The sequence below is a fragment of the Sulfitobacter sp. AS92 genome, assembly GCF_038900015.1.
GTDB lineage: Bacteria > Pseudomonadota > Alphaproteobacteria > Rhodobacterales > Rhodobacteraceae > Sulfitobacter.
The window spans coordinates 1-26,395 of sequence record NZ_JBBMQL010000001.1 but is presented as its reverse complement, the minus strand read 5'-3'; the positions used below and the strand labels follow the sequence as shown (position 1 = coordinate 26,395).

26 protein-coding genes are annotated in these 26,395 nt (G+C 60.8%); 18 read left to right on the top strand and 8 right to left on the bottom strand.

Features of this window, described 5'->3' with window-relative positions; translation table 11 throughout:
• Positions 1-65: 65 nt before the first annotated feature.
• The 3 genes from WNY61_RS00130 to leuD form a co-directional block, all read right to left on the bottom strand.
• Positions 66-1,061 (bottom strand): endonuclease/exonuclease/phosphatase family protein, encoded by a 996-nt coding sequence (locus WNY61_RS00130; protein ID WP_342849976.1) that lies wholly within the window; start codon positions 1,059-1,061, stop codon positions 66-68.
• Entirely contained in the window at positions 1,058-1,888 is an 831-nt protein-coding gene (locus WNY61_RS00125) for a hypothetical protein (protein ID WP_342849428.1), read from the bottom strand. The genes WNY61_RS00130 and WNY61_RS00125 overlap by 4 nt, the downstream gene beginning before the upstream one ends.
• Positions 1,889-2,164: 276 nt before the next feature.
• Positions 2,165-2,770 carry a 3-isopropylmalate dehydratase small subunit gene (leuD, locus tag WNY61_RS00120; protein WP_342849427.1) on the bottom strand — a complete coding sequence of 202 codons (606 nt, stop codon included), beginning with the start codon at positions 2,768-2,770 and terminating at the stop codon, positions 2,165-2,167.
• Between the two features lie 80 nt (positions 2,771-2,850).
• On the opposite strand from leuD, the gene WNY61_RS00115 reads away from it, so the two are divergent.
• A complete protein-coding gene (locus WNY61_RS00115; RefSeq protein ID WP_342849426.1) occupies positions 2,851-3,066 on the top strand; it encodes a DUF2945 domain-containing protein in 216 nt (71 codons plus the stop codon).
• A gap of 38 nt (positions 3,067-3,104) precedes the next feature.
• Here the strand turns inward: WNY61_RS00115 and leuC are convergent, their stop codons facing one another.
• Complete coding sequence (gene leuC, locus WNY61_RS00110) at positions 3,105-4,511, bottom strand: 3-isopropylmalate dehydratase large subunit (protein WP_342849425.1); 1,407 nt, start codon at positions 4,509-4,511, stop codon at positions 3,105-3,107.
• A gap of 276 nt (positions 4,512-4,787) precedes the next feature.
• Between leuC and WNY61_RS00105 the strand changes: the two genes are divergently transcribed.
• From WNY61_RS00105 to rlmH, 3 genes are all read left to right on the top strand, one after another.
• Entirely contained in the window at positions 4,788-6,143 is a 1,356-nt protein-coding gene (locus WNY61_RS00105; RefSeq protein WP_342849424.1) for a mechanosensitive ion channel domain-containing protein, read from the top strand.
• Between the two features lie 184 nt (positions 6,144-6,327).
• Positions 6,328-6,699: a ribosome silencing factor gene (gene rsfS / locus WNY61_RS00100; RefSeq protein WP_342849423.1), complete on the top strand. Its 372-nt coding sequence runs from the start codon at positions 6,328-6,330 to the stop codon at positions 6,697-6,699.
• 23 nt (positions 6,700-6,722) lie between these two features.
• Positions 6,723-7,193 carry a 23S rRNA (pseudouridine(1915)-N(3))-methyltransferase RlmH gene (gene rlmH, locus WNY61_RS00095; protein ID WP_243262044.1) on the top strand — a complete coding sequence of 157 codons (471 nt, stop codon included), beginning with the start codon at positions 6,723-6,725 and terminating at the stop codon, positions 7,191-7,193.
• 12 nt (positions 7,194-7,205) lie between these two features.
• Here the strand turns inward: rlmH and WNY61_RS00090 are convergent, their stop codons facing one another.
• Entirely contained in the window at positions 7,206-7,562 is a 357-nt protein-coding gene (locus tag WNY61_RS00090; protein ID WP_342849420.1) for a hypothetical protein, read from the bottom strand.
• A 185-nt stretch (positions 7,563-7,747) separates the two neighbouring features.
• On the opposite strand from WNY61_RS00090, the gene WNY61_RS00085 reads away from it, so the two are divergent.
• From WNY61_RS00085 to WNY61_RS00055, 7 genes are all read left to right on the top strand, one after another.
• Positions 7,748-9,199, top strand: a complete 1,452-nt coding sequence (locus WNY61_RS00085) for an FAD-linked oxidase C-terminal domain-containing protein (protein ID WP_342849419.1) — start codon at positions 7,748-7,750, stop codon at positions 9,197-9,199.
• Entirely contained in the window at positions 9,196-10,311 is a 1,116-nt protein-coding gene (locus tag WNY61_RS00080) for an FAD-binding protein (protein ID WP_342849418.1), read from the top strand. Before WNY61_RS00085 ends, WNY61_RS00080 begins: the two co-directional genes overlap by 4 nt.
• The gene (locus WNY61_RS00075) at positions 10,308-10,676 is read left to right on the top strand and encodes a hypothetical protein (RefSeq protein ID WP_342849417.1); all 369 of its coding nucleotides are present in this window, start codon (positions 10,308-10,310) and stop codon (positions 10,674-10,676) included. The genes WNY61_RS00080 and WNY61_RS00075 overlap by 4 nt, the downstream gene beginning before the upstream one ends.
• Positions 10,677-10,689: 13 nt before the next feature.
• Positions 10,690-12,018: a glycolate oxidase subunit GlcF gene (gene glcF / locus WNY61_RS00070; RefSeq protein ID WP_342849416.1), complete on the top strand. Its 1,329-nt coding sequence runs from the start codon at positions 10,690-10,692 to the stop codon at positions 12,016-12,018.
• A 121-nt stretch (positions 12,019-12,139) separates the two neighbouring features.
• Positions 12,140-12,898, top strand: coding sequence for a trypsin-like serine protease (locus WNY61_RS00065; RefSeq protein ID WP_243254358.1), 759 nt, complete (start codon positions 12,140-12,142; stop codon positions 12,896-12,898).
• A 150-nt stretch (positions 12,899-13,048) separates the two neighbouring features.
• A complete protein-coding gene (locus WNY61_RS00060; protein ID WP_342849415.1) occupies positions 13,049-13,519 on the top strand; it encodes an Hsp20 family protein in 471 nt (156 codons plus the stop codon).
• 245 nt (positions 13,520-13,764) lie between these two features.
• Positions 13,765-14,277, top strand: coding sequence for a hypothetical protein (locus WNY61_RS00055; RefSeq protein ID WP_342849414.1), 513 nt, complete (start codon positions 13,765-13,767; stop codon positions 14,275-14,277).
• A gap of 179 nt (positions 14,278-14,456) precedes the next feature.
• Here the strand turns inward: WNY61_RS00055 and WNY61_RS00050 are convergent, their stop codons facing one another.
• Positions 14,457-15,932: an NAD-dependent succinate-semialdehyde dehydrogenase gene (locus WNY61_RS00050; protein ID WP_342849413.1), complete on the bottom strand. Its 1,476-nt coding sequence runs from the start codon at positions 15,930-15,932 to the stop codon at positions 14,457-14,459.
• A gap of 91 nt (positions 15,933-16,023) precedes the next feature.
• On the opposite strand from WNY61_RS00050, the gene WNY61_RS00045 reads away from it, so the two are divergent.
• The 3 genes from WNY61_RS00045 (at position 16,024) to WNY61_RS00035 (ending at position 20,155) form a co-directional block, all read left to right on the top strand.
• Positions 16,024-16,812 carry an alpha/beta hydrolase gene (locus WNY61_RS00045; protein ID WP_342849412.1) on the top strand — a complete coding sequence of 263 codons (789 nt, stop codon included), beginning with the start codon at positions 16,024-16,026 and terminating at the stop codon, positions 16,810-16,812.
• Between the two features lie 126 nt (positions 16,813-16,938).
• Positions 16,939-17,568, top strand: coding sequence for a DUF1523 family protein (locus tag WNY61_RS00040; protein ID WP_342849411.1), 630 nt, complete (start codon positions 16,939-16,941; stop codon positions 17,566-17,568).
• A 76-nt stretch (positions 17,569-17,644) separates the two neighbouring features.
• On the top strand, positions 17,645-20,155 hold the full coding sequence (locus WNY61_RS00035; RefSeq protein WP_342849410.1) for a cation:proton antiporter: 2,511 nt from the start codon (positions 17,645-17,647) through the stop codon (positions 20,153-20,155).
• 160 nt (positions 20,156-20,315) lie between these two features.
• Here the strand turns inward: WNY61_RS00035 and WNY61_RS00030 are convergent, their stop codons facing one another.
• Both WNY61_RS00030 and WNY61_RS00025 read right to left on the bottom strand, forming a co-directional pair.
• Entirely contained in the window at positions 20,316-20,828 is a 513-nt protein-coding gene (locus WNY61_RS00030) for a PepSY domain-containing protein (RefSeq protein ID WP_342849409.1), read from the bottom strand.
• Between the two features lie 116 nt (positions 20,829-20,944).
• Positions 20,945-22,522, bottom strand: a complete 1,578-nt coding sequence (locus tag WNY61_RS00025) for a DUF5928 domain-containing protein (RefSeq protein WP_342849408.1) — start codon at positions 22,520-22,522, stop codon at positions 20,945-20,947.
• Between the two features lie 171 nt (positions 22,523-22,693).
• Between WNY61_RS00025 and WNY61_RS00020 the strand changes: the two genes are divergently transcribed.
• The 4 genes from WNY61_RS00020 to WNY61_RS00005 all read left to right on the top strand — a co-directional run bounded on the left by WNY61_RS00020 (position 22,694) and on the right by WNY61_RS00005 (position 26,366).
• Positions 22,694-23,512 carry a sulfotransferase family protein gene (locus WNY61_RS00020; RefSeq protein ID WP_342849407.1) on the top strand — a complete coding sequence of 273 codons (819 nt, stop codon included), beginning with the start codon at positions 22,694-22,696 and terminating at the stop codon, positions 23,510-23,512.
• Positions 23,513-23,559: 47 nt separating this feature from the next.
• Positions 23,560-24,048 (top strand): SsrA-binding protein SmpB, encoded by a 489-nt coding sequence (gene smpB / locus WNY61_RS00015; protein ID WP_007118659.1) that lies wholly within the window; start codon positions 23,560-23,562, stop codon positions 24,046-24,048.
• 248 nt (positions 24,049-24,296) lie between these two features.
• Positions 24,297-25,151: a 3-mercaptopyruvate sulfurtransferase gene (gene sseA / locus WNY61_RS00010; RefSeq protein WP_342849405.1), complete on the top strand. Its 855-nt coding sequence runs from the start codon at positions 24,297-24,299 to the stop codon at positions 25,149-25,151.
• Between the two features lie 33 nt (positions 25,152-25,184).
• Positions 25,185-26,366 (top strand): amino acid aminotransferase, encoded by a 1,182-nt coding sequence (locus tag WNY61_RS00005; protein WP_342849404.1) that lies wholly within the window; start codon positions 25,185-25,187, stop codon positions 26,364-26,366.
• Positions 26,367-26,395: the final 29 nt, after the last annotated feature.

Below are 26,395 nucleotides of genomic sequence, written 5' to 3'. Positions count from 1 at the left end.
ACTCCTGAAAATACCGTTGCAAACGGGGTAGCCTGCGGGTTCCGAAGGGTCAAGATAGGGGTGCGCTAGCGGGTGAGATCGACCCAGACCAGCGCATGGCGGCTGGCGTCGTCGCCCTTGGGCCAGATCAGGCCTGCGTCGACCACTTTCCAGTCTCGGGAGGGCAGGATGTAGTCGACGCGCATCGGGCCGGTTTGCGACCAGTTGACTGTGGGGTGTTCGGGCAGCGGGTCTTGTATGGATGGGTGGGCCAGCAGGGCGGCAATGGCCTCGCCGCGCCCGTCACCGCGGATCGGGTCGAGGTTGGCATCGCCCAGTAGGATGAAGGGATGTGTAGGCGGGGTGCCGATGCTTCCGGCAAGGTGGTGGACCCAGAAGGTGGTTTCGTCGTGGTTGCGGCGGCCATTGCGGTCTTCGGGGCCGTCGAAGACAGGCGGGGTGGCATGGTAGGTCAGCAGGGTGATGGGGCCGTTCGGTGATTGAATGGGGAGCGACCAATGGCCGTTGGAAGAGAGGCGTTGTGTGGCGTGGGCCTCGACTCCGGCAAAGGGCTTGCCGTCGATCATTGGGTAGAGCGAGCCGGGGAGGTCGCGCCAAATGAGGGTGCTGAAGTTCTGTAGGTTTTTTGTTTGGATCGGATAGCGCGAGAGGATCGCCATGGCGCCTTGGCCAAAGAAACGGCCATAGCCTTGGGCGTCGCGCGGGCCACCGAGCTTGCCGTCACCGTTCAGATCTACATCGCTTTGGCGGCCTGCGTTGGGGGGTGCGGCAAAGCGGTGGGGGTAGGGCGCGCCTGCGGCGGTGTGGGCATCGGCGAGGGCATTAAGGGCGCTGAGTTCGAGATCGTAGTCGATGCCTTGCAGCACGATGATGTCGGGATTGGCGGCGGTGATGGCTTGCACGACCGAAGCGATGCTTGGGTCATCGCCGCGCAGGATATCCCGCAGCAGAATGCCCGGCCCTTTGCGCGATAATTCGGTGTTGAAGGTGGCGATGCGCAGCGGTTCGGCTTGCGCGAAATTTGGCAGCAGCACCAGCGCTGGCAGCAGCAAGCGGATCAGGCGGCCTGCATATGCGCTTCGGCGTAGGCGCGGCGGCGTTTGTCGTGAATCATCTCGGCCACGCGCCCCATGGCGATGCCCCGCATGATCATACTGGCCGGAAGGAAAGCCCATGCGCTTATTGTCCAGATCATGGTTTGCGGATTGCTTAATGAGATTGGATCTAACAGATCGGCGGTGGCTTTGACCACTGCAGGGATGATGAAGGGCAACAGAAAGCCAAGCGCGATGTTGATCCGCGCGTCGCGTTGCAGGCGGTAGAGCACGTCGCCTCCGGCGGTTGGATCAAAGAGCGGCAGGTTTACCCAAACGTTGAAAGCGCCTTGGCGCGCGGGCCAGCCCATGACGCGCACCAGCACCACAAAGGTCGTCAGTGCGATGAGCGAGACAAGATACGCCAGCCCCGCCGCTGTGCGGATCAGGTTGACGGCTTCATACGGCGCGTCGCTGGGCATCATCAGCACCACCAGCCGCACCGGAGAATAGGGGAAGTCGAGCGCATTGCCCAAGATTGTGCCGAGCGATGTTAGTGTGCTGGTGAGCACGGTCGGGGAAGCTTGGCCCCGCGCAATCAGAGATAGAACGACGATGGTAAAGATTAAGCTCATGAAGCGCAGCCGATTGAAAGGCGGCGCATCGCGAAATTCGACGATGCTGGGCTGGCGGGAGTTGTATTCCATAAAGGTCAGGATCGCCGCGACGATGGCGAGGAGCAGGGTGATCTGGCTCGATTCCGCATCGGCGCCCGGCAAAAGGAGCGCAGGTGTGGCTATCAATAGCGCCACCAATAGGCCACGCGTTGCCGCGCCTGTCATACGTCCGATCACTGCTCTGCCCTTCCAAACTGGCCAGACGCGATACATTGCCGCGTGCTTGTCCCAACTTGATGGCCCCGATTGCTGGGGCTTGCCTCATTCTTGTCCAATTTTTGCCTTCTTTCTGCGGACGCCTCAAGGCTTCGCGTGAAGAAGAGCAGAATACTGAGGTATTTTGAGGGAAGGGGTGGTGCGTTCTTGCATCAATTCCATGGCGGATTGATGGCGGGCCGCAACATCTTGTGGGCGCTCGAATTACGCCCACAAGTTGAGTTTAGAAGTGAACGATTAAACCCAAGGACGGCTCTGGTTGAGCGAATCCTCATAGGTATCGATCGCCGTGCCCTTCTCAAGCGTCAGGCCGATGTCGTCCAAGCCGTTGAGCAGGCAATGCTTTTTAAAGGCGTCTACTTCGAAGGGAAATTTCTCACCGTCGGAGGTCGTTACGGTCTGACCTTCGAGATCGATGGTCATCCGCGCGTTGGAGCCTTTTTCCGCATCCCTCATCAGCACATCGACCTGTTCTTGCGGCAAGGCGATGGGCAGGATGCCGTTCTTGAAGCAGTTGTTGTGAAAGATATCGGCAAAGCTGGGCGCGATGACGCAGCGGATGCCGAAATCTTTGATCGCCCAGGGCGCATGTTCGCGCGAGGAGCCGCAGCCGAAGTTGTCGCCCGCCACGAGGATCTGCGCATCGCGGTACTGTGGCTGGTTCAGCACGAAATCGGGAATCTCGTTGCCTTCGCGGTCATAGCGCATTTCGTCGAACAGGTTCACGCCAAGGCCAGAGCGCTTGATCGTTTTGAGAAAGACTTTGGGGATGATCATGTCGGTGTCGATGTTCACCAACGGCATGGGGGCCGCGGTGCCGGTGATTTCTGTAAACTTTTCCATAGGGGTGTCCTTTGGGTCATGCGGGAACCGCGGCAGCGCTGCGCGCGTTTATCGCAATTGGGTCATTAGGAGTTCAGAGTATGTCGTATCGAGAAGGCACGAAGGTGGAATGGGACTGGGGCAATGGCACCGGGACCGGCAAGATCGTCAAGAAATACACGCAGAAGATCACGCTGAAGCTGCAAGGCAGCGAGGTGACCCGCAAAGCAACTGATGACGAACCGGCCTATAAGATCGAACAGGACGACGGCAGCGAAGTGCTGAAGTCTGGCAGCGAGTTGCGCAAGGCCGATTAAGCCCCACGCAACGCTGGAAGTATGCCCGCCCCGCCCCGTCACGCCAATTCGCGCACGTCGGTCAGATGGCCAGTGAGGGCAGCGGCGGCAGCCATGCCGGGCGATACGAGGTGTGTCCGCCCTTTATAGCCCTGACGCCCCTCGAAGTTGCGGTTTGACGTGGCCGCACAGCGTTCACCGGGGGCGAGCTGGTCGGGGTTCATCGCCAAGCACATCGAACAACCAGCGAGGCGCCATTCAAAACCGGCCTCGCGGAAGATATCCGCCAGCCCTTCTTCCTCGGCCTGAGCGCGCACAAGGCCTGAGCCCGGCACGACCATCGCACGCAGACCGTCCTTGATCTTCTTGCCCTTCAGCACCGCAGCAGCGGCGCGCAGGTCTTCGATGCGGCCGTTGGTGCAGGAGCCGATGAATACCGTGTCGATCTGAATGTCGGTGAGTTTCTGGCCGGGTGTCAGGTCCATATACTCAAGCGCGCGTTTCACCGCGTCGACCTTGCCGCCTTTGAAATCTTCGGGCGCAGGGACCACGGACGTGATCGGCAGCACGTCTTCGGGCGAGGTGCCCCATGTGACAACTGGTGCGATGTCTTCGCCCTTCAGCGTGACGACCTTGTCGAAATGCGCGTCGTCGTCGGAGTAGAGCGTTTTCCACCAGTCCATCGCCGCTTCCCATTGTGCGCCTTTCGGAGCGTGGGGGCGGCCTTTGCAATACTCAAAGGTCTTTTCGTCAGGTGCGATAAGGCCTGCACGCGCGCCGCCTTCGATCGCCATGTTGCAGACGGTCATGCGGCCTTCCATCGACAGATCGCGGATCGCTTCGCCGCAATATTCGATGACATAGCCGGTGCCGCCCGCCGTTCCGGTGGCGCCGATGACCGACAGGGTGATGTCTTTGGCCGTGACGCCGGGGCGCAGCTTGCCAGTGACTTCGACCTTCATGTTCTTGCCCTTGCGCTGGATCAGCGTCTGGGTGGCAAGGACGTGCTCGACCTCGGATGTGCCGATGCCATGTGCCAGTGCGCCAAAAGCGCCGTGGGTCGCGGTGTGGCTGTCGCCGCAGACGACGGTCATGCCGGGCAGGGTCCAACCCTGTTCGGGGCCGACGATATGCACGATACCCTGACGGATGTCCGACACCGGGTAGTAATGCACGCCGAACTCGCGGGCGTTCGTGTCCAGCGCGGAAACCTGAATGCGGCTGTCCTCGGTCATCGCCTCGGGGTCTTCGCGGCCTTCGGTCGTCGGCACGTTGTGGTCTGGCACAGCGATGGTTTTGTCTGGCGCGCGGACGGTGCGGCCCGACATGCGCAGCCCTTCAAAGGCCTGCGGGCTGGTCACTTCGTGGACCAGATGACGGTCGATATAGAGCAAACAGGTGCCGTCATCGGCTTCGTGGACGACATGGGCGTCCCAGATTTTATCGTAAAGCGTCTTGGGGGACATGATGGTCCTCTCCCGTGGTTTGGAATGGCTAAGGGTGTGGCTAAAGGTCGGCTTAAGCCCGAGCAAGAACGCTATGCGTTGCGCCAAAAAAGCGTTCGCGCAGTCGCGCACGGTCGCAAAGGTCAAACACCAGTATCATGGGGCCCTGGATATAGAGCCTTGGCGAGTCTCGCAAGGTGGCATCGTGGGGTGTCGAACGGGTCAGGCGGCGCTGCGGTTCTTGCTCTGAAGGGGAGGCTGTGCAACCGTGATCTTCCTTAGCTGCGAAGGTCGTACATGATCCCTGAATCTCACCCGTTTTCGAACTTCCTTCTTTCGCTACAGGCATTGTTCGATGGGGTGCTTGGCTTCGGGGAAAGTGTCCTTAGCCCCGGCTGGCGTCAGAACCAGATCCTGATCTTGGTGGCTCTGGTGGCTTTGGCGTGGATTTTGCATCGGGTCACCGGAGTGATGCTGCAAAACTGGGTCCGTTCTCGTGAGGGGTGGTCTAAATGGCAGCTTCGGGTCGTGGTTCAGGTCAAGCGACGGCTAGGGCTGATGTGGTTCGCGGTGCTGGCGGGGCTTTTGTATCAGGTGATGCAGAACGTCACTTGGCCGTCGCGGTCTTATCTCATCGGATTAGCGGCGACCTTGGCGGCGATCTATGTCGGCATCGCCTTTGCCGCGCGGCTGGTGCGCAATCGCCCACTGCGGCGTATGGTGACATGGGGTCTGTGGATATACGCCACGTTCTACATGCTGAATGTCGCAGACGATGTGGCGGTGTTTCTGGATGGCGTTGCGCTGACCATCGGAGAGTTTCGCCTGTCGGTGATGACCGTGTTGACTGCGCTCGTCGTGGTCGGCGCGCTGCTAACCATGGCGCGACTTGTCAGCACGACCACTGCCGCGACGATCCGGAAGAACGAAGACATCAGCCCCTCTATGCAGGTGCTGGCCGTGAAGGGCGTGCAGATCCTGCTCTATGGTTTGGCGTTCTTCATCGGCGTGCGGGCCGTGGGGATCGACCTTACCGGGCTTGCGGTACTGTCGGGTGCGATCGGTGTGGGTCTTGGTTTTGGTCTGCAAAAGGTGGTGTCGAACCTCGTCTCGGGCGTGATCATTCTGCTGGATAAGTCGATCAAGCCCGGCGACGTGATCAGTCTGGGCGAGACCTTCGGCTGGATCCAGACGCTCGGCGCGCGCTATGCGTCTGTGGTGACGCGGGACGGCAAAGAATACCTGATCCCGAACGAAGACCTCATCACCGGGCAGGTGGTGAACTGGTCCCACTCCAACGATTTCGTCCGGCTCGATATCTATTTCGGCACGGCCTATTCCGACGATCCGCATGTGGTGCGTAAACTGGCGGTTGATGCGGCCAAGGGGGTTGATCGGGTGCTGAGCTACAAAGCGCCTGTTTGCCATATCGTCGGGTTTGGCGATTCGTCGGTGGATTACATTCTGCGCTTCTGGATCAAGGATCCGACCGGCGGGCTGACCAACATTCGCGGCAATGTCTATCTGGCGCTTTGGGATGCGTTCAAAAAAAACGACATTTCCATCCCATTCCCGCAGCGCGAGGTGAAAGTCATCGAAGACAGTCAGTTGGCCCTTTCGCGTGCCTCGGCCGCGCGGGATATGCCCGACTAAGCGGGGATTTGCGCCACGGTTAACGCTGGAAACACGCGATCCATTGAAAAATGCCTCTTGGGTCGCTAAATTGGGGCTGCTCGGCACCGGGGCAAGCGTTTAGCATTGGCGGTGCATTACGAAGGAGGACAATGTCCTGTCTCTTAACGTTGACGCAGCGCAGGCTGCTGACCATGGGGCCGCAATGACTGCCGCCTCGCAAATCGCAACCAGCGACGACCTGCTGGCGCTTATCCTTTCCTCGCTGAATGACGACAAGGCCGAAGACATCGTGCAGATTGATCTGCGCGGCAAAACGGCCATCGGCGACTATATGGTGATCTGCTCGGGCCGCTCCACGCGGCAGGTTTCGGCGATCGCGGAAAAGCTGGCACAGGCCGTCAAAGACGCCACCGGACGTACGTCCAAAATGGAAGGCCGCGAAACCGGCGACTGGGTCTTGATCGACACAGGCGACGTTGTCGTGCATGTTTTCCGCCCCGAAGTCCGCGAGTTCTACCAACTCGAAAAGATGTGGCTGGGCGGCGAAGACGCGGCTGCGGTCATGCCGCACTGATCCTGCTTTCGCGGGACTAAGCCATGCGGGTACATATCTGCGCCATGGGCCGGCTTCGCGCCGGTCCCGAAAAATCTCTTGTCGATGACTATCTCACCCGGTTCGACCGGACCGGGCGCGGTCTGGGCCTTGGCCCTGCGCGCGTGGTTGAGATGGAAGACAAAAAGGGCGGCGGCATGGCTGCCGAAGCTGTCCTGTTACAGCGCGCGATCCCGCAAGGTGCGGTGATCTGCGTGTTGGATGAGCGCGGCAAAGTCGAAACCTCCCCTGCTTTTGCCGAACGGCTTGGCACATGGCGTGATGCCGGACGTGGGGATTTGGCCTTTGTTATCGGCGGGGCGGATGGCATTGACCCCAGCCTGCGCGCTCAAGCGGATCATGCGCTGTCTTTCGGTAAGATGGTCTGGCCGCATATGCTGGTGCGGGTCATGCTGGCTGAACAGCTCTACCGTGCCGCGGCAATCCTATCGGGCGGACCCTACCACCGGGTGTGACCCCGGCATGGATTAGGGCAGCGGAACCGTGACAACATCCGAAGACCAACCATCCAGACTATCGCGCGCCTGAATGCTCACCTCGGTTACCCCGTCGGGAATGCGCACGCCGGATAGCGAGCGGGTGAACGGCTGCTCTTCGATATGGGGGTGCGCCAGATTGCGCGTGCCCAACGGTTCCCCATCAGGACCAAGGACACGCCAAGCATCTGCATAATGCTCCCAACCGCTGTCATTATGGCGGACGGTTACGTCAAACTTCCAAAGGTCACCAAGCTGCACAACCGTGACATTCACAATCGACGGCGGATCGGCCAGGGCCGGCGTGGCAAAGGCCAGCGAGGCGAGGATGAGGCTACGTTTGAACATGTGGGACCACCTAAAATAACAGACTGAATATAGCGTGTTTGCTGGCGGTTCCAAGGTGGGCAAATGCGATGACCTCACAATTCACCGTGATGCCGCGAATTGGTGGTGCAATTGCACAAGCGGCGCGGCAAACTGGTCAAACCCGCAGCACTAGGCCTATGCTGCACGGTAAGAGGAGGACCGCAATGGAGATGCCAACACCCGATGCCGGGATCATTGCGCGCAAGGCGCATGTCGTCGCGCGGCTGCGCGCGGTCTTGCCACAGGCCGCCGTGATTGACGATGTGCATGAGACTCGCGCCTATGAATGCGACGCGCTTACTGCATACAAATGTCCGCCCCTCGCCGTGACCCTGCCTGCCAGCACCGAAGAAGTCTCGACCGTGCTGCGCATCTGCCACGAGGAGGGCGTTCCGGTCGTGCCGCGCGGGTCGGGCACATCGCTTGCCGGTGGGGCGTTGCCGACCGCCGATAGCGTGGTGCTGGGCGTGGCGCGGATGGCCGAAGTGCTTGAGGTCGATTATGACAACCGCCTGATGCGGGTGCAGACAGGGCGCACCAATCTCAGCGTGACAGGCGCGGTTGAGGAGGATGGCTTTTTCTACGCCCCTGACCCTTCCAGCCAGTTGGCCTGCGCCATCGCGGGCAATATCGCGATGAACTCTGGCGGGGCGCATTGCCTGAAATATGGGGTCACCACGAACAATCTGCTGGGCGTTACGATGGTGATGATGGATGGCGAAGTGGTAGAGATCGGCGGCGGGTATATGGATGCGGGCGGGCTTGATCTGCTGGGGGTTATCTGCGGCTCTGAAGGGCAATTGGGCGTAGTGACAGAAGCGACCCTGCGCATCCTGCCCAAGCCCGAAGGTGCGCGCCCCGTGCTGATGGGGTTTGACGACAACGCCGTGGCGGGGGCTTGCGTCAGTGACATCATCAAAGCGGGGGTTCTGCCCGTTGCGATCGAATTCATGGACCGCCCCTGTATTGAGGCGACCGAAGCCTTCGCCCATGCGGGATACCCGATGTGCGAGGCGCTGCTGATCGTTGAAGTCGAAGGCTCAGATGCCGAGATTGACCACCAGCTTCAGCTCATCAAAGAGATCGCGCAGCGGCACAACCCGGTGGAACTGCGCGAAAGCACCAGCGCCGAAGAAAGCGCCGCCATTTGGCTCGGGCGCAAATCGGCCTTTGGCGCGATGGGGCAGATCAACGATTACATGTGCCTTGATGGCACGATCCCGGTGACCGAACTGCCGATGGTGTTGCGGCGCATCGGTGAGATGTCGGACAGCTATGGCCTTAAGGTGGGCAACGTCTTCCATGCAGGCGACGGCAATATGCACCCGCTGATCCTGTTTGACGCCAACAAACCCGGTGATCTGGAAAAATGCGAAGTCTTTGGCGCGGATATCCTGCGGCTTTGTGTCGAGGTCGGCGGCTGTCTGACCGGAGAGCATGGCGTCGGCATCGAAAAGCGCGATCTGATGCATGTGCAGTATGCTCCGGCGGATCTGGAGGCGCAGTTGTCGGTGAAGGACGTGTTTGATCCTTTGTGGTTGCTCAACCCCGCCAAGGTCTTTCCGCTGGATGTCACAGAAGGGCGGCGCGGGCGCGGCACGTCGGTGGCCGCGTGAGGGTTGCCAGCGAAGCCGAACTGGTTGAGGCAATCCAAGGGGCGGCGGGGCCGTTGTCTTTGCGCGGAGGGAATACGCGGGGCATGGCCGGGCCGGGTGCTGCGCTGTCACTTGCGGGACTGCGTGGCATTAACCTTTACGAGCCGGGCGCGCTGACGCTGGTGGCGCAGGCCGGTACGCCAGTGGCAGAGATTGAAACGGCCCTCGCCGCCGAAGGCCAGCGGCTGGCCTTTGAACCGATGGATCATCGCGCCTTGATGGGCACGACCGGAGAGCCGACCATCGGTGGGGTCTTTGCCGCCAACGTCAGCGGGCCGCGACGGCTTGCCGTCGGCGCTGCGCGGGATTTTCTGCTGGGCGTGCGTTTTGTCGATGGGCAGGGGTACGTTATCAAGAACGGGGGCCGGGTGATGAAAAACGTCACCGGCTATGATCTGGTCAAGCTGCTGGCCGGGTCGCGCGGGACATTGGGCGCGTTGACCGAAGTGTCGCTTAAGGTTTTGCCCGAACCGGAAACCAGCGCGACGCTTGTGCTTTCTGATCTGGACGACCCTGCCGCCATCGCCGCCATGGCGCAGGCGATGCGCAGCCCTTTCGAGGTCACCGCAGCAGCCCATGATCCGGCGCAGCGCCGGACGTATCTACGATTGGAGGGGTTTGAGGCCTCAGTCACATACCGCATCGGGCGGCTGAAGGACCTGCTCTCGGCAACCGGTGCCGCGCTTGAGAGCCTCGCGGCGGAGCAATCCATCACGCTCTGGCGCGACCTGCGTGATGTGGCGGCCTTTCATGGGGCGCTGGGGGATGTTTGGCGGGTGCATTGCCGTCCGACTGAGGCACCGGCGCTGGCGGCAAAGGCCGGGGCAGAGGCGCATCTTTATGACTGGGCCGGGGGGCTGATCTGGCTGCGCATGGCCCCCGGCACGGACCTGCGTGCCCGGTTGGGCCGCTATGACGGTCACGCGACGCTCTTGCGGGCCGATGAGGCGGCGCAAGCTCTGCCCCGGCAGGAACCCGAAGCACCCGGTGTGGCGCGCCTAACGGCAGGGCTCAGGGCCAAGTTCGACCCACGCGGCATTTTCAAAGCCGAAGCCTTGGCGCTGTCCACATGACATTGGTGCTGGTCTTTCTCATCGTTTTTCTGATCGGCCCGTTCCTGTTCAAAGCGCTGATCGCCGTGCCACCCTCCCGGCGGGCCATCCGTGTGGTGGGGGCCGTGGTTCTGGCCGCCTTTCTGACCGCCATCGGCCTGCGCTACGGCCTCTTGCGCTTTTGGTCCGACAGCCTGTGGTTGCTGGGGGCCGTTGCCCTCGCGCTCTGGTCCGCTTGGATCGCGGTGATCGCGCTGGTGGTCCAAGCGCTTCGCCGCGCTGACCCGCGCCCTGCCATGCGCCGGTGGAGCGGGGTTCTGGGGGCCGTGGGCACCACGGTTCCTTGGTTCGGCCTCGTCCTCGCGAACCTCATGCGCAGCACATAATTTCGGAGCATCCATGCAGACCACATTCACCCCCGAACAGTTGCAGGATCCTGACACGCAGCGCAGCAATGACATCCTGCGCGCCTGCGTGCACTGCGGCTTTTGCACGGCGACTTGCCCGACCTATCAGGTCTTGGGCGATGAGTTGGACAGCCCGCGCGGGCGCATCTATCTGATCAAGGACATGCTGGAGAACGACCGCGACCCGGACCCAAAGACAGTCCTGCACATCGACCGCTGTCTGTCCTGCCTTGCCTGTATGACGACCTGCCCCTCGGGCGTGCATTACATGCATCTGGTCGACCACGCCCGCAGCTATATCGAGGAACGGTACAAGCGGCCAATGGGGGAACGCGCGCTGCGTTGGATGCTGGCGCGGATATTGCCCTATCCGACACGCTTTCGATTGGCGCTGTTGGGGGCCAAGATCGGTCGGCCCTTCGCGCGGCTGATGCCCGACGCCCGGCTGCGCGCCATGCTTGAGATGGCGCCAAAGACGATCCCCCCGGTCAGCCGCAATGACGATCCGCAAAGCTTCCCGGCTCAGGGCAAACCGCTGCGCCGTGTCGCCCTGATGACCGGCTGCGCCCAAAAGGCGCTGAACACCGATATCAATGACGCGACGATCCGGCTGCTCACCCGTGCGGGCTGCGAGGTGGTGGTTGCCGAAGGCGCGGCCTGTTGTGGGGCGCTGACCCATCATATGGGCAAGACCGATGAAAGCCACGCCCATGCCGCACGCAATATCCGCGCATGGTGCGCCGAGATTGACGGCAAAGGGCTAGACGCGATCGCCATCAACACCTCGGGCTGCGGCACCACGGTGAAGGATTACGGCCATATGTTCCGCAATGACCCGCTGGCTGCGGATGCCGCACGGGTCTCGGCCTTGGCAAAGGATGTGACGGAATTGCTGGCGGAGTTGGACCTGCCCTTCGCCGAACCTACGGAGCAAGGCATGGTCGTGGCCTATCACGCGGCCTGTTCGCTGCAACACGGGCAGCAGATCAAGACCACGCCGAAAATGCTGCTGAAACAGGCAGGCTTCACGGTGGTGGAACCTGCCGATAGCCACCTCTGCTGTGGCTCGGCAGGGACGTATAACCTCATGCAGCCGGAGATTTCGGCAAAGCTGAAAGAGCGCAAGATCAAAACGTTGGAGGCGAAGTCGCCGGATGTCATCGCGGCGGGCAATATCGGGTGCATGATGCAGATCGGCTCGGGCACCGGGGTGCCTGTGGTGCATAGCGTCGAATTGCTGGATTGGGCCTGCGGCGGGCCGAAACCGCCCGCCTTGAGCCGCGACCCTGACGCGCCCGCGCAAGTGCCGCGTTTGCGTTAATCCTACGCCGTATTTTCGCCGCAACTCCCCTATATCCGCCAATGTGAACATGGTTTTGAGGTGCATTTTGCGACAATTGTTGGCGGCTATTCTCGGCGTCTTTACCATCGCCACGACGGCAATGGCCCAAGACAGCGCGCTCAAAGCGCTCGACAACGGTGTCGACGCCGCCGCTTGGGAGGCTGTGGGCCGGCTCGACATCGGCGGCACCGGCTTTTGCACCGGCACGCTTATCGCGCCGCGCCTTGTCCTGACCGCAGCGCATTGTCTTTTCGACCGCGAAACCAAGGCCCGCATTGATCATGGCGAAGTGCAGTTCCTTGCCGGGTGGCGCAATGGCCGCGCCGGGGCGTACCGCGATATTCGCCGCGCCGTGGTGCATCCCGATTACGTCTATGACGGCGAGGTTTCCTCGGGCCGGGTGCGCAATGACCTGGCGCTGTTGGAACTGTCGCGCCCCATCCGCAACACCACGATCCGTCCCTTCGGCACCGCCGCGCGCCCGCGCCCCGGCGATAGCGTCGGCGTGGTCAGCTACGCCCGTGATCGTGCCGAAGCGCCGTCGCTGCAAGAGGTATGCAAGGTCCTGGCCCAGCAAGAAGGGGTATTGGTGACCTCCTGTTCGGTCGATTTCGGCTCAAGCGGCGCGCCGATCTTTAGCATTGTCGCGGGCGAGGCGCATATCGTCTCAGTCGTGTCGGCCAAGGCCGAGGTCGAAGGCACGCAGGTCTCTCTCGGTACCGCTCTGGGCGCGCCCTTGGCGTTGTTGCAAGCGGAACTGGTGGCGGGCAAAGGTGTGTTTCTGGATTCCAACCCCGCAGGCAAACGCATCCGGGTCGGAGAAGAGCGCGGCACCGGGGCGAAATTCATCCGGCCTTAAATCTGCGACCCCAAGACTTGAAAGCGCGCAGAACCCATCCCACATGAGCTTTGCCGAGGTGCCTGAATAGGGCCTTGGCGCTTGAAAAACCGGGTCTGTCCAATGGTGGAAGGCCCGATATGTCAATCGCTCAAAGATGAGGATGAACACATGCGTAGCTTTGATTTCGCACCCCTTTACCGCTCCAGCGTTGGTTTTGATCAGATCGCCAACATGATGGACCGGGTTTTGACCAATGATGGGGCCACCCCCAGCTACCCCCCGTATAACATCGAAAAGCTAGAAAATGATGCTTACCGCATTTCCATCGCCGTCGCCGGTTTCTCCGACAGCGATCTGAGCGTTGAAGTGCGCGAGAAGGCTCTGATCGTCTCGGCCCGCAAAGCAGATGAGAACGAAGCCAAAAGCTATCTGCACCGTGGCATCGCCACCCGCGCGTTCGAGCGTCGCTTCCATTTGGCTGACCACGTTCAAGTGACCGGTGCGGCACATGCCGACGGCATGCTGCATATCGAGCTTGAGCGTCAGGTGCCCGAAGCTTTGAAGCCGCGTCAGATTGCGATCTCTTCTGAGGTCAAGGCAATCGAAAAGGACGTAGTTGACGCCAAATCCGTCAACTAAGGCCAGCCATTTCTGAGCTGCACAAAGGCCCGCTATCTAGCGGGCCTTTTTTGCTGGGCGCGGCGCAACGGTATGCCCCGCTGTGGGAGGATATCTGCCGGTGAAGGGGGCTCATAACGGCATGTTTCTGCTGCGCGATATTGGGGGCGAAACCAAGGACAGGGCGGGGTGTTGAGTGGGGGACCGGGCAGGCGTGCCCGGGCAACAGCGTGCAAAGTTCCGCACGCGCAATGAAAGGAAGAACCATGACTAACTATGCAAATTCCCTACGCAAGCTGACCATGACCACGGCTGTCACAGCCCTCATGGCTGCACCGATTGCCGCAATGGCACAGACTGCTGACGTGGGCGCTGGCGCCGATGTAAATGCAGGTGTGAGCGCCGATGTGGCGGGCACCGCGACTGGTGCGGATGTCGCAGCGGGCGCAGATAGTGCCCTGTCGACCGACCAAACAATCGCGACAGACGCTGAGACGGACGCGGACATTGCGTTTGATGGCAGCACCGTGGCTGTGGCCTCGGATGACACTGTGATCGGCACAATTTCCAACGCGGAACCGCAAGATGACGGCTCGGTCCGTTATTCGATTGATCTGGCCGACGACTTTGCAGCAGGCAGTGACCGTGCGGTCGTGCAGATTGACCAAGTTGTCGACGCGGATGGCCAGCTTGCCATCGGTATGACTGGCGAAGAATTTGCCGCAGCACTGACCCAGCAGACCACTGCGGGCGGCACGGCACAGACCCAGACCAACTAAGACGGGTCACCCCGATAGGGCGTTTCTCTCCCCCGCCCGGAGGCCGGCAGCGTGAAAGCGCTGTCGGCTTTTTCCGTATATGTTGCCCAGTGCCGTTCCCTGACACCCTGCCTGTGTGAAAAAAGGGCCGCGCGGGGTGATCCCCGGCGGCCCTAAATTGTTTCAGCTGGTCTTAAGTTTTAGACCGACAGGCAGACGTATTTCATCTCAAGGTAATCTTCGATTCCGTGGTGAGACCCTTCGCGGCCAAGGCCGGACTGTTTAACCCCACCAAAGGGGGCAAGCTCGGTTGAGATGATGCCGGTGTTGACGCCGACGATGCCATATTCCAGCGCCTCGGCCACTTTGTAGACGCGGCTCAGATCCTTGGCATAGAAATAGGACGCGAGGCCAAAGATCGTGTCGTTGGCCATGGCGATGACGTCATCTACGCTATCAAATTTGAACAGCGGGGCGAGAGGGCCAAAGGTCTCTTCCTTGGCGACCTTCATGTCCTGCGTCACGCCAGTGACAATGGTCGGGCCAAAGAAATTGCCGCCCATGTCGTCCTTGGCATTGCCCAGAATGATCTCGGCACCGTTGTCGACCGCGTCCTTGATGTGTTCGCGCACTTTGTCGGAGGCTTCGGGGTTGATGAGCGGGCCAAGGTCTGTGCCCTCTTCGAGGCCGTCACCGACCTTCATCTTGCTCACCCGGTCTTTCAGCTTGGCCGCGAATTCGTCATAGACGCCCGCCTGCACATAGATCCGGTTGGCGCAGACACAGGTCTGGCCGTTGTTGCGGAACTTGCACATGATCGCGCCTTCGACGGCGGCATCAAGATCGGCATCATCAAAAACGATGAACGGCGCGTTGCCGCCCAGTTCCATGGAGCATTTCATCACTTGATCGGCAGCCTGCTTCAGCAGGATGCGCCCCACTTCGGTAGAGCCGGTGAAGGTCAGCTTGCGCACAGCGGGGTTCTCGCAGAACTCCTTGCCCACGGCAGACGACGACGACGACGGCACTACGTTGAACACGCCAGCCGGGATGCCCGCACGTTCGGCCAGCACGCCCATGACGATGGCGGAGAGTGGTGTCTCTGCCGCCGGGCGCGCCACAAAGGAACAGCCTGCCGCCAGCGCAGGGGCTGCCTTGCGGGTGATCATCGCGTTGGGGAAGTTCCACGGCGTGATCGAGGCTGCCACGCCGATGGGCTGCTTCATCACCATGATGCGCTTGTCGCGCTGGTGGCCGGGGATCATCTCGCCGTAGACGCGCTTGGCCTCTTCGCCAAAGAATTCGATGAAGGACGCGCCATAGGCGATTTCGCCCTTGGCTTCGGCCAGCGGTTTGCCCTGCTCGGCGGTCAGGATGGTGCCCAGATCGTCTTGGTTCTCCATCATCAGGTCGAACCATTTGCGCATGATGCCAGCCCGTTCTTTGCCGGTCCAGCTTGCCCATTCCTTCTGCGCCTTTTCGGCCTGCGCGATCGCGCCCGCGACCTGAGCGCGGCTCAGGTTCGCGACCTGTGCGATAACATCGCCCCGCGCGGGGTTGGTCACATCGAATGTACCGTCGTCGCCATCAACCCATTGGCCGCCGATATAGGCCCGGGTTTCTAGCAGGCTGGGGTCTTTGAGTAGTGATTTCAGATCCGTCTTTGCATCAGTCATGTCATCTCTCCGCTATTCTCTCTAGCCTCCAAAGCAACAACAGGTATGATTGTCCAGTTCAGTTTGATCAAATCCGGGGTGGGAGACCCAAATGATGCTAGATGACGCTTATGCCAATGGCGCTTATATCGACGGGGCCGACGGCTTTCCGCCCCGCTGGGAGAAGGAGGCAGAGGCATTTCGCGCCGCGCTTGGCGCGCGGGCGCAGTTGAATGTGCGCTACGGCCCCTCGGACCGTCAGAAGTTCGATCTGTTCCAGCCCGAAGGCGTGTCGCGCGGCACGGCGGTCTTTGTGCATGGTGGTTATTGGAAGGCGTTCGACAAGAGCTATTGGTCGCATCTGGCCGCCGGACCCTTGGCGCGGGGCTATGCTGTGGCGATGCCGTCTTATGACCTCTGCCCCGATGTGCGCATTTCGGAGATATCCACGCAGATCGCCGCTGCGCTGACCGAAGTGGCGAACCGGACGCAGGGCACAATCGTCCTGGCGGGCCATTCGGCGGGCGGGCATTTGGTGGCGCGTATGACCGACCCTTTGCTGCTTGGCGCTGACGTGCGCGACCGGATCACGCGGATCGTGCCTATCTCTCCAGTGGCCGACCTCGCGCCGCTGCTTGAGACTGAGATGAACAACACCCTGCGTCTGGATGAAGCCGAAGCCGCCGCCGAAAGCCCGATAAACATGACCCCGCCACATGGCGTTGATGTAACCGTTTGGGTTGGCGCGGACGAGCGGCCGGTGTTCCTTGAGCAAGCCGAGAATTTCGCCCGTAGCTGGGGCGCGAAGCAGGTGGTGGCCGAGGGCAAGCATCATTTCGATGTGATCGACCCGTTGGCCGAAGCCGATAGCGACCTGACCAAGGCACTTTTGGGCAGCTAAATCGCTTGCGCCCCGACAAATGCCATGCGCCGAGGCGTAAGGCATTTGCCGCAGTGCTGCAGAGGCACTATGTCGGGAGGGAAAGGCCCCTGTTCGGCCGCGCGACTTAATTGAAAAGGGCCGAAGATGAAAATCGTCAAATGGGTGTTCTGGGTGGCCATTTGGGTGATGGTGGGGGCGTTCTTTCACTATACCCTGCCGCAGACCGATATCGTGCGGGTCACGGACACCTATGAAAAGCGGATCGACTTCGGCAAGAGCTCGATTTTCTGGGCGGGCTCTTCGACCGACAGCGCCGGGCAGGCGGTCAACCGCGATGTCTTTTTCATCCAGACCCGCCGCGCCAAGGGCGATGTCATGGTTTACCGCAACGAAGACACCGGCTGGGGCTGGCCGCCCTATTTTAAATTCGACACCGCCAATCTTCAGGCTGAGGCCGCAGATGCGCGCAGCACCACCGGGGCACCGCAGTATTACGCGCTCAAGCACTATGGCTGGCGCAGTGAACTTTTATCGATCTACCCCAATGCCATCTCGCTCCGCGCGGTCGAGGGGCCAGCGGCAGGCAAGGGCATCCCCTTTGTCAGCATCATCGTTCTGATCCTCTTTGCGGCACTGGTTTATGCCATTTGGGTGCGCTGGCGGCGCTTCCGCAGGGCGCGACTTGACCCAAGGATCGAGGCGATTGAAGACGATATCGCTGCGCGCCGGGGCCGCTTTGCCCGCTGGCGTGCGGAACGCCGCGCGCGGAAGTAACCGTCTAAGAACCGCAAACGCTGAGTGGGGCAAGTTCAGCCCCGCTTTCAGGTAAATTTCTGGTATTCCATCCTATATGGACATCATCCTCGTCACCACGATCATCGCGTCGCTCTTTGTGGTTATCGGTTTGGCCGAGCCGTTGGCGGCGCGGTTGCGTCTGCCGTTTAGTGTGATCCTTGCGGTGGTGGGGATCCTCATCGGCGCATCGGCGATCTTCCTGCTGCGTACGGATCTGACCGATGCGCTCAACCCAATGGCCGCGGCCATTCTGGGGTTGCCAATCCGGTCAAACGTCTTCCTTTACGTCTTCCTGCCGACGTTGTTGTTTCAGGCCACCTTGGGGATGAACCTGCGGCGCATGGTCGACGACTGGGTCCCGATTTTGGTGCTGGCCGTGGTGGCTGTAGTGGTGGCCACGGTCAGCATCGGCTACGCGCTTTTCTGGGTCAGCGCCATTCCACTAGCGGCCTGTCTTTTGATCGGGGCCATCGTGTCCACGACAGACCCTTCAGCGGTAGTCTCGATCTTCCGCTCAATCTCGGCCCCGCGACGGTTGGCGCGGATCATTGAGGGCGAAAGCCTGCTGAATGATGCCGCGGCCATCGCGCTGTTTGGCCTTTTCATGGGCTATGTGATGCTGGGCATCCCCGACCCGGAACTGGGCAATGCCCTCGCGCAGTTCCCGGTGTTGATCGCGGGCGGGGCGCTGGTGGGCTGGCTGGGCGCGCGGATCGCGGTTTGGGTGATGGCGCTGTTTGCACGGCACGAACTGGCGCAGCAGTCGATCTCAGTCGCGCTGCCCTATCTGGCCTATATCGTGGCGGAGCAAAGCGTTGGTGCGTCTGGGGTGATCGCCGTGGTCGCGGCAGGGCTGACGCTGAACCTGACCGCGCCGGGACGGCTGCCGCCGCAGTCGCTGACCAACCTGCGCGAGCTTTGGGATGTGTTGGCGCATTGGGCGGGCGCGCTCATCTTTATCCTCGCCGCCCTGCTGATCCCGCGTCTGCTGGAGGAAGTCCGGCTAGAGGACTTTTTCCTCATTGCCGTGGTTGTGGTGGCTGCGATTTTCGCACGCGCGGTGATCCTTTTTGGTCTGCTACCCTTGCTGACCGCGGCAAAGCTTTCTCCGCCAGTTGAGCGGCCCTACCGCGCGGCGATTCTTTGGGGTGGGCTGCGTGGGGCGGTCACGCTGGCGCTGGCGCTGGCGGTAACGGAAAGCGTGCGGGTGCCGGACGACATTCAGCGGATCGTGGGTATCTTGGCCACCGGATTCACGCTGTTTACGTTGTTGGCCCAAGGTACCACGCTGCGCTGGATCATTGGACGCTTGGGGCTGGATCAGCTTTCGCCCATCGACCATGCGCTGTCACGGCAGGTCATCGCCGTGGCCTTGCAGACCGTGCGCGAGGACGTGGCCCAAACGACCGAGAATTACGACCTTAACCGCGATATTGTCCGCTCCGAGGCCAAGAGGTTTGGCGAGCGGCTTGAGACGGCGGTGAAAACCGCTGAAGATGCGACCGATATCCTCGACCGTGACCGCATTGCGCTTGGGCTCATTGCCCTTGCCGGGCATGAGCGCGACACGATCCTTGCGCGGGTGCGGGAGCGAACGATTTCTGCGCGCATGGCTGATTTGGTGCTCTCGGACGCGGATCGGCTGATCGAAGGCGCGCGGACCCAAGGCCGCAGCGGATACCAACGCGCCGCGCGGCGCAGCGTGGCCTATGGGCGCACATTTCGCGCGGCGGCGGTGCTGCACGGGCGCTATGGTGTCTCTGGCCCGCTGGCGCGGATGACGGCAGACCGGTTTGAAATGCTGCTATCGCAAAGGTTGATTTTGCGCGACTTGGGGACATTCATCGACGGCCGCATTCGCCGTATTCACGGGCGCCGGGTGGCGGAACTGCTGCACGAGCTGCTGGCGCGTCGTATCGAAGGGATCGAAACCGCGCTTGAAGGGCTGCGGTTGCAGTACCCCGGCTATGCTGAGGAACTGGAACGGCGTTTCATTCGTCGCACCGCGCTGCGTTTAGAAGAGCGCGAATACACCCTCATGCGCGAAGATGGCCTATTCGGAGCCGAGGTCTATACCGCGCTGATGCAGGAATTGGCGACGCAGCGCATGGCGGCGGAAGGGCGGCCAGGGCTTGATCTTGCGGTACGGCGCGGGGCGTTCATTGAGCAATTCCCTCTGTTTACCGATCTGGGTCAAGCAGCTCTTAAGCGGCTCAGCCGGTCGCTGAAAACCCGCTATGTCGATATTGGCGACGTGGTTCTGCACAAAGATAGTCCGGCGCGCAGTGTGTTTTTCATCGCGTCGGGTGCGGTTGAATTGGAGACCGCGGGCCAGACATGGCGGCTGGGTCGGGGCGAAATGTTCGGGCAGATGGCCATCCTGACCAACCGGGTGCGCCGGGTGGATGTCCGCGCCATCGCGCCTACGACCCTCTTGGTATTGGACGAAGATCGCTTTCGCCGCCTGCTTGAGCGTAGCGCGGCACTGCGAGAGGCCGTTCGGGCCAGCGCGGAGAAGCGGGGGATCGATCCGGTTGATCTGATCTCTGGCGACGGTGCTAGGTGAGTGTGTGGGTGGGGAAAGCCCTAGGACGGCAGTAGGGCCGCTGGTTAAGTGTTTGGAACGTAGGCTGTGCAGCGGTATTTAAGAAAGGATGAATGGGGGAGGTGCGCGTGCAATTGCGGTCGGTGCGGCTAGTTGGCCAGCCGCACCGTAAAAAGCGGAATCAATCGTCGTTTGTGATCTCGCCGGTGCTTGCGTCAATCAGCACTTCGCGTTCGCCACTGGCATCGGTCAGTTCGACTTCATAGACCATGCGGTCATCCTCTTCGTCGAGCGACAGTTCTTCAATTTGGGTGCCTTCTTGGCCCTCAAGCTCGGCCAGAGCTTTCATCAGCATTTCGCGGGAGTCGCCGGCGGCGCGTAGCTCATCCTCTTGGAACAGACCACTTAGAAAGCTGGTCAATTCTTCTTCAGATTGGGAGAGTACCTCACCTGTTGCAGCGTTAACGGTGACTTCATAGACGGCGTCGCCCCGGACAAGGTCGATCTCATAGACCAGCGCGTCGCCTTCGGTTTCAATCTCGGCCTCCAGCACGCCGCCATCGATGCTGCCTTGGGCGGCTTCAATCGCTTGGGACATGGAGATCTGGTTTGTCTGCGATGCGGTGTCTTGGGCAAAGAGGGCCGCAGGGGCAAGCAGGAGAGATGTGGCGATAGCGGTGAACTTATGTGGCATTGGAAGACCTCATTGGTTGCGTTGTGGTTCTGCCGACCCGCTGATGAGATGCGGTATCGGCGTTCCCGGCTCAACGCGTGGCACTCGAGGCTGTTCCATAGGGGAGGGCGGTCGTGTCAATCAGCGAAAAGGTTGTCAGTCTGCGCTATCGCGCGGGCTTTATCGTCGCTGACGGTGAGGAAGCGCGCCAGTGCTGCGGTATTTGTATCCGTGTCGGCGAATTCAGACAGGCGGGTGTAGTTTTGAAACTGGGCATCGCGAATTTGGTCTGTTTCGTGCAGCATATCGCCTCGGATCGTAGGCAGCAGGCGCGACAGGGTTTCTTGGGACGTTTGATCTCCGGCCAGCCCGATGCGCATGGCATGACCGGTCAGATAGGAATCCGTCAGGCTACACTCAATCTCAAGCATGCGCACTTGCGCGCGGTCTGAGGCAAAATCATTCAGCAGGTCGAGATTGGATGTATCCATGCAGACGATCAGCCGCTCACTGTCGTAGTAGTCATAGAGCATCCGCATCAGCGCGCGCCGGTGCCGGGTGCGTTTTCCAAGCGTGGTTTGGATGCCGCCGAGATCCGGCAGGGGTGTGTCTTCCTCGCTAAACAGAAAGTCGATTGCGGGCAGATTGGTTACCTGCCGCATCCGTTCCAAGACCCGTTTGGCCACATGCCATTTCTTGGCGATGACGATCAGGAGTTCCCGCTCGCGGCCAAGGCTGGCTTCGGTCTCCCAAAAACGGGTGGCAAAGCGGCGGCCAATGCGGCCACGGGCGGTAAGGAACTTGAACAGGCTGCCGCCTTCGTTACTGATCTGAAACTGCACGCCTCGGGCTGAATAGAGCAGGCCGAGACGACGTTTGAGGTCCAGCGCGTCGGGGCTAATTTTGCGCGCGAAGAGGTAATCTTGGCTTAGCAGCAGGTCGTAGTGATCATTGTAGAAAGTGACCGGCATGCCGTAGTCGGTGAACAGCAGGAAGGTCAGGCTGCGGTTGGAGATTTCCCCTTCTGGGACGAGGTGGCGCACGAGGGTTTGAAAGAACGTCTCATCCGGGATCCACGTGCTGCGGAAAAACCGCATCACATCGCGGCGCTTGCGGGTGAATTCGATCAGCGCCTCGACCGTGCGGCGGCGCAGGCACCACCATTGGCTGCCGATCTGCACCTGTAGGTCGGCGGGAATTTTGCGCGTAAGGCCGAGGCGTTTTTGAACGTCGAACATCGCGTAAAATCGCTTGCGCTGCGTGCGTTCGTTGAACCAATGGCGGTAGATCAGCCGCTCTTCTTTCCAGCCGGTTTTGATCCAATCGCTTTCGAAGTAGTCCACGCTTTCGATAAAGTCGGTGTCGTTCTCGTCAAGAAATTGGTGCGCGTATTCTGCGGATTTGATTGCCATGCAATCGCCGGACATCAAATAGAAATGCGTGGCGCGGGGAAAGCTTTCCATCGCGGCTTTGAGCGTATCGATTGTGGCCTGGACCAAAGACCATTCGCCCCAGCCGCAGCGGATACGTTTGCGCGGGAAGGTGACGTTGGGATTGTCGCCAAGGGCAGCGGTAATCTGTCCATAATCGGCGGCACTGGCTGAGGCGTCAAAATGGATCGCCATGTAATCGCCCGCCGCAGTCAGTCGCTCGGCCTGCCGGATGACGGCATCCGGATCCTTGTGGCACAACAAGATATAGGCAATTTTCGCCATGCAGGATACCGAATGTCCCTTGTCGTGGCCCGCTACCTCTGGCCCTTTACCGTGGATTGTTTACCTAGTTAGTAGTGAAGACTGATTGAATAAACAGCATTTCTTTGCTTTTTTACGGCAAGGCCAAACTGTTGCTCAAAACAGTCAGCGCCAGCAGGAGGCAGGACAAGCATGGGTTTTCCCGGAACGTGGATGACGGAAAGTGAAAGCATGGTGTACCGCGTGGTGCCCAAATGCGCTTGTTCGACCATTGGCCAGATCATGTATTATTCCGATCATGGCGAATTCTTTGATGGGGATATCCATGATGCCAAGGCAGGTATCCACAAATGGGCCTTGGATACATCGCAGGGGCCGATCACCGATAATGTGACGGCACGCAAGTCCTATGCCTTTACCTGCGTGCGCAACCCATACACGCGGGTTCTATCGTCCTTCTTTGACAAAATCTGCGGCATCCAGCGTAACGGTCGGCGGTATCGTGGGAACATGGTGCCGCTGTTGGTGCAGAAATACGGGATCGATGTAGGCGGCGATGATGGCAAGCAGGAGTTTGACCAAATCGCCAGCTTCCGGCGCTTCTTGCTGTTTGCGCGCGATACCATTCGTTGGCGGCGGCCGATGGACCCGGACATTCACTGGTCTGCGGTGTCGGGCCATGTCAGCACCTTCATCATTAATGGCGGCACCTACAACAATATCTTTTGGACCGAGCAGTTTAACGATGGCATGCAACAGGTGCTCGACGCGGTAGAGCCGCCGCATCGGGTTGATCTGGCGGCGATCCCTCGGTTCAACGAAAGCGAGGGCCACGGGCCTAAGCGGGCGCATCCGGTCGAGGATTACTTTGACGATCTGTCGATGCATCTGATGCGCGAGATCTACAAACGCGACTTCGATCTCTTCAAATATGACTTCGACAATCCCGGCAATAAGCTGCCCGTGGGTGAGATCGATCTCGATGAGGTTCACGCCAAACTGGGTGACTGAGCGGGTGCATCTTGCACCGGGGCGGGTCGCGCTCTACATGCTTTGGCATGTCACAGGTCAAAACCAGCTCCAAATCCGATCCGAACTACAAGGTGATCGCCGAAAACCGCCGCGCGCGGTTTGATTACGCTATCGAAGAAGACATCGAATGCGGCATCATCCTTGAAGGATCCGAGGTGAAATCTCTGCGCGAAGGTGGGGCGAATATCGCCGAGAGCTATGCCGCCGTGGAAGATGGCGAGCTGTGGCTGGTGAACTCCTATGTGGCACCCTACCGGCAGGCGAAGACCTTCCAGCATGAGGAACGCCGCCGCCGTAAGCTGTTGATCAGCCGCAAGCAACTGGCCGATCTGTGGAATGCCACGCAGCGCAAAGGCATGACGTTGGTGCCTTTGGTGATGTATTTCAACCATCGTGGCATGGCCAAGATCAAGATCGGCGTGGCCAAGGGTAAGAAGCTGCATGACAAGCGCGAAACGGCGGCCAAGCGCGATTGGTCGCGCCAGAAGCAGCGGTTGTTGAAAGACCACGGGTAAGGCAGCCCCCTAGGCCCGGGACAAGCCGCAGGCGCCGGGCCATCGCCTGCCCCTCCCCAGGGTAGGCGATTTGGTGAGGCTGGGTGCTCCTTCGCAAGCACACATCAAACCTGAACTATAAAGTGGCATGAATACCCCATAGCATCGCCAACTCAGGGGCAGGCAACGCCCCTCACCGCCCCCTTCCACTTGCCAGCACCCCCTACCGGTTATAGTCAAGGGCAACGCCCGCGACGAAGGAGGCCCCAATGGCCGACGATCCCAAGACATTGGTTTCAACCGACTGGTTGGCTCAGCACCTGAAAGACCCGGACCTGCGCATCCTTGATGCCTCGTGGTATCTGCCCGACGCCGGGCGCGATCCGAAGGCCGAGTATGACGCAGCGCACATCCCCGGCGCGCGGTTTTTTGACATCGACGATATCTCGGATGCGCGCTCCGACCTGCCGCATATGGCCCCCCCGATCGAGAAATTCATGTCGCGCCTGCGCGCTATGGGCGTGGGCGATGGGCATCAGGTGGTGGTCTATGATGGCGCCGGGCTGATGTCGGCGGCGCGGGTCTGGTGGCTCTTCCGTCTGATGGGACAAGAAAATGTTGCCGTGCTCGACGGCGGTTTGCCGAAGTGGCAGGCCGAGGATCGCCCGACTGAGGACATGCCGCCCGTGCCGCGTGACCGCCATATGACCGTGCGCTTCCAGAATCAGCTGGTCCGCGATGTCACCCAAGTGGCCCATGCCTCGAAACTCGGCGATCCGCAGATCGTGGACGCCCGTGCCGCTGCTCGCTTCCGTGGCGACGCGCCCGAGCCGCGTGCAGGGCTGCGTGCGGGGCATATTCCCGGCGCGCGCAATGTGCCCTTCACCGAACTGCTGAACGACGACAAGACGATGAAAACCCCCGAACAGACCCGCGCCATCTTTGAGGCCGCAGGCATTAACCTGTCCAAACCCGTCATCACCTCCTGCGGGTCGGGCATCACCGCCGCCGTACTGGCGCTGGCGCTGGAGCGGACGGGCCACCGCAAGTGGTCGCTCTATGATGGCTCCTGGGCGGAGTGGGGCATGTTCCCTACCGTGCCTGTCGCCACTGGCGCGGCCTAACCTTTTTCTGATCACATTCAACCGGAGAATTCCATGTTCGAGACGCTCAAGGCCCAGCCCGCTGACAAGATCCTCGCCCTTGTACAGGCCTACCGCGAAGACCCGCGCGACACGAAGATCGACCTTGGCGTCGGCGTCTATAAAGACGCCAGCGGCAACACCCCGATCATGCGCGCCGTGAAAGCCGCCGAGCAGCGCATTTGGGAAAGCCAAGACACCAAGGTTTACACCGGGCTGGCAGGCGATCCGGCCTATGCCGATGCGATGGCTGCGCTGGTGTTGGGCGATGCCGTGCCGCGCGGCGCCATCGCCGCCGCCGCCACCCCCGGCGGGACCGGTGCGGTGCGTCAGGCGTTTGAACTGGTGCGTATGGCCAACCCCGAAGCGCGGGTGTTCGTGTCTGACCCGACATGGCCGAACCACCTGTCGATCCTGTCCTATCTGGGCATGGAAGTGGTGAATTACCGCTATTTCGACAGTGAAACCGGCGGCGTGAATTTCGACGGCATGATCGAAGACCTCAAGACCGCAAAGAAAGGCGATGTGGTGCTGCTGCACGGTTGCTGTCACAATCCAACAGGCGCGAACCTGAACAGCGCCGAGTGGGATGCGGTGATCGAAGTGCTGCAAAGCACCGGTGCCGTCCCGATGATCGATATCGCTTATCAGGGCTTTGGCGATGGGTTGGAGGCCGATGCCGCCGCAACCCGCAAGGTGGCCTCCTCCGTGCCGGAATGCCTGATCGCGGCCAGCTGTTCCAAGAACTTCGGCATCTACCGCGAGCGCACCGGCATTTTGATGATGGTCGCTTCTGAAGCCACACAGGGGCTGAACCAGGCCACGCTGGCGTATCTTAACCGCCAGAACTACAGCTTCCCGCCCGATCATGGCGCGCGGATCGTGTCGACTATTCTGACCGATGCTGAGCTCAAGGCCGATTGGAAAGCAGAGCTTGAAGAGGTGCGTAACACCATGCTGGCCCTGCGCGAGCAACTGGCGGGTGAATTGCAGCGCCTGTCTGGGTCGGACCGTTTTGGCTTTCTCGCTCAGCACCGCGGCATGTTCTCCCGCCTTGGTACTACGCCGGACAAAGTAGAGGCGCTGCGCGAAAAACATGGTATCTATATGGTCGGCGACAGCCGCATGAACATCGCAGGGTTGAACCAGAACAGCGTGCCTATTCTGGCCCGTGCGATCATTGACGTAGGCATCTAACGCCAGTTCGGGCCGCGCCTGTCGCGGCC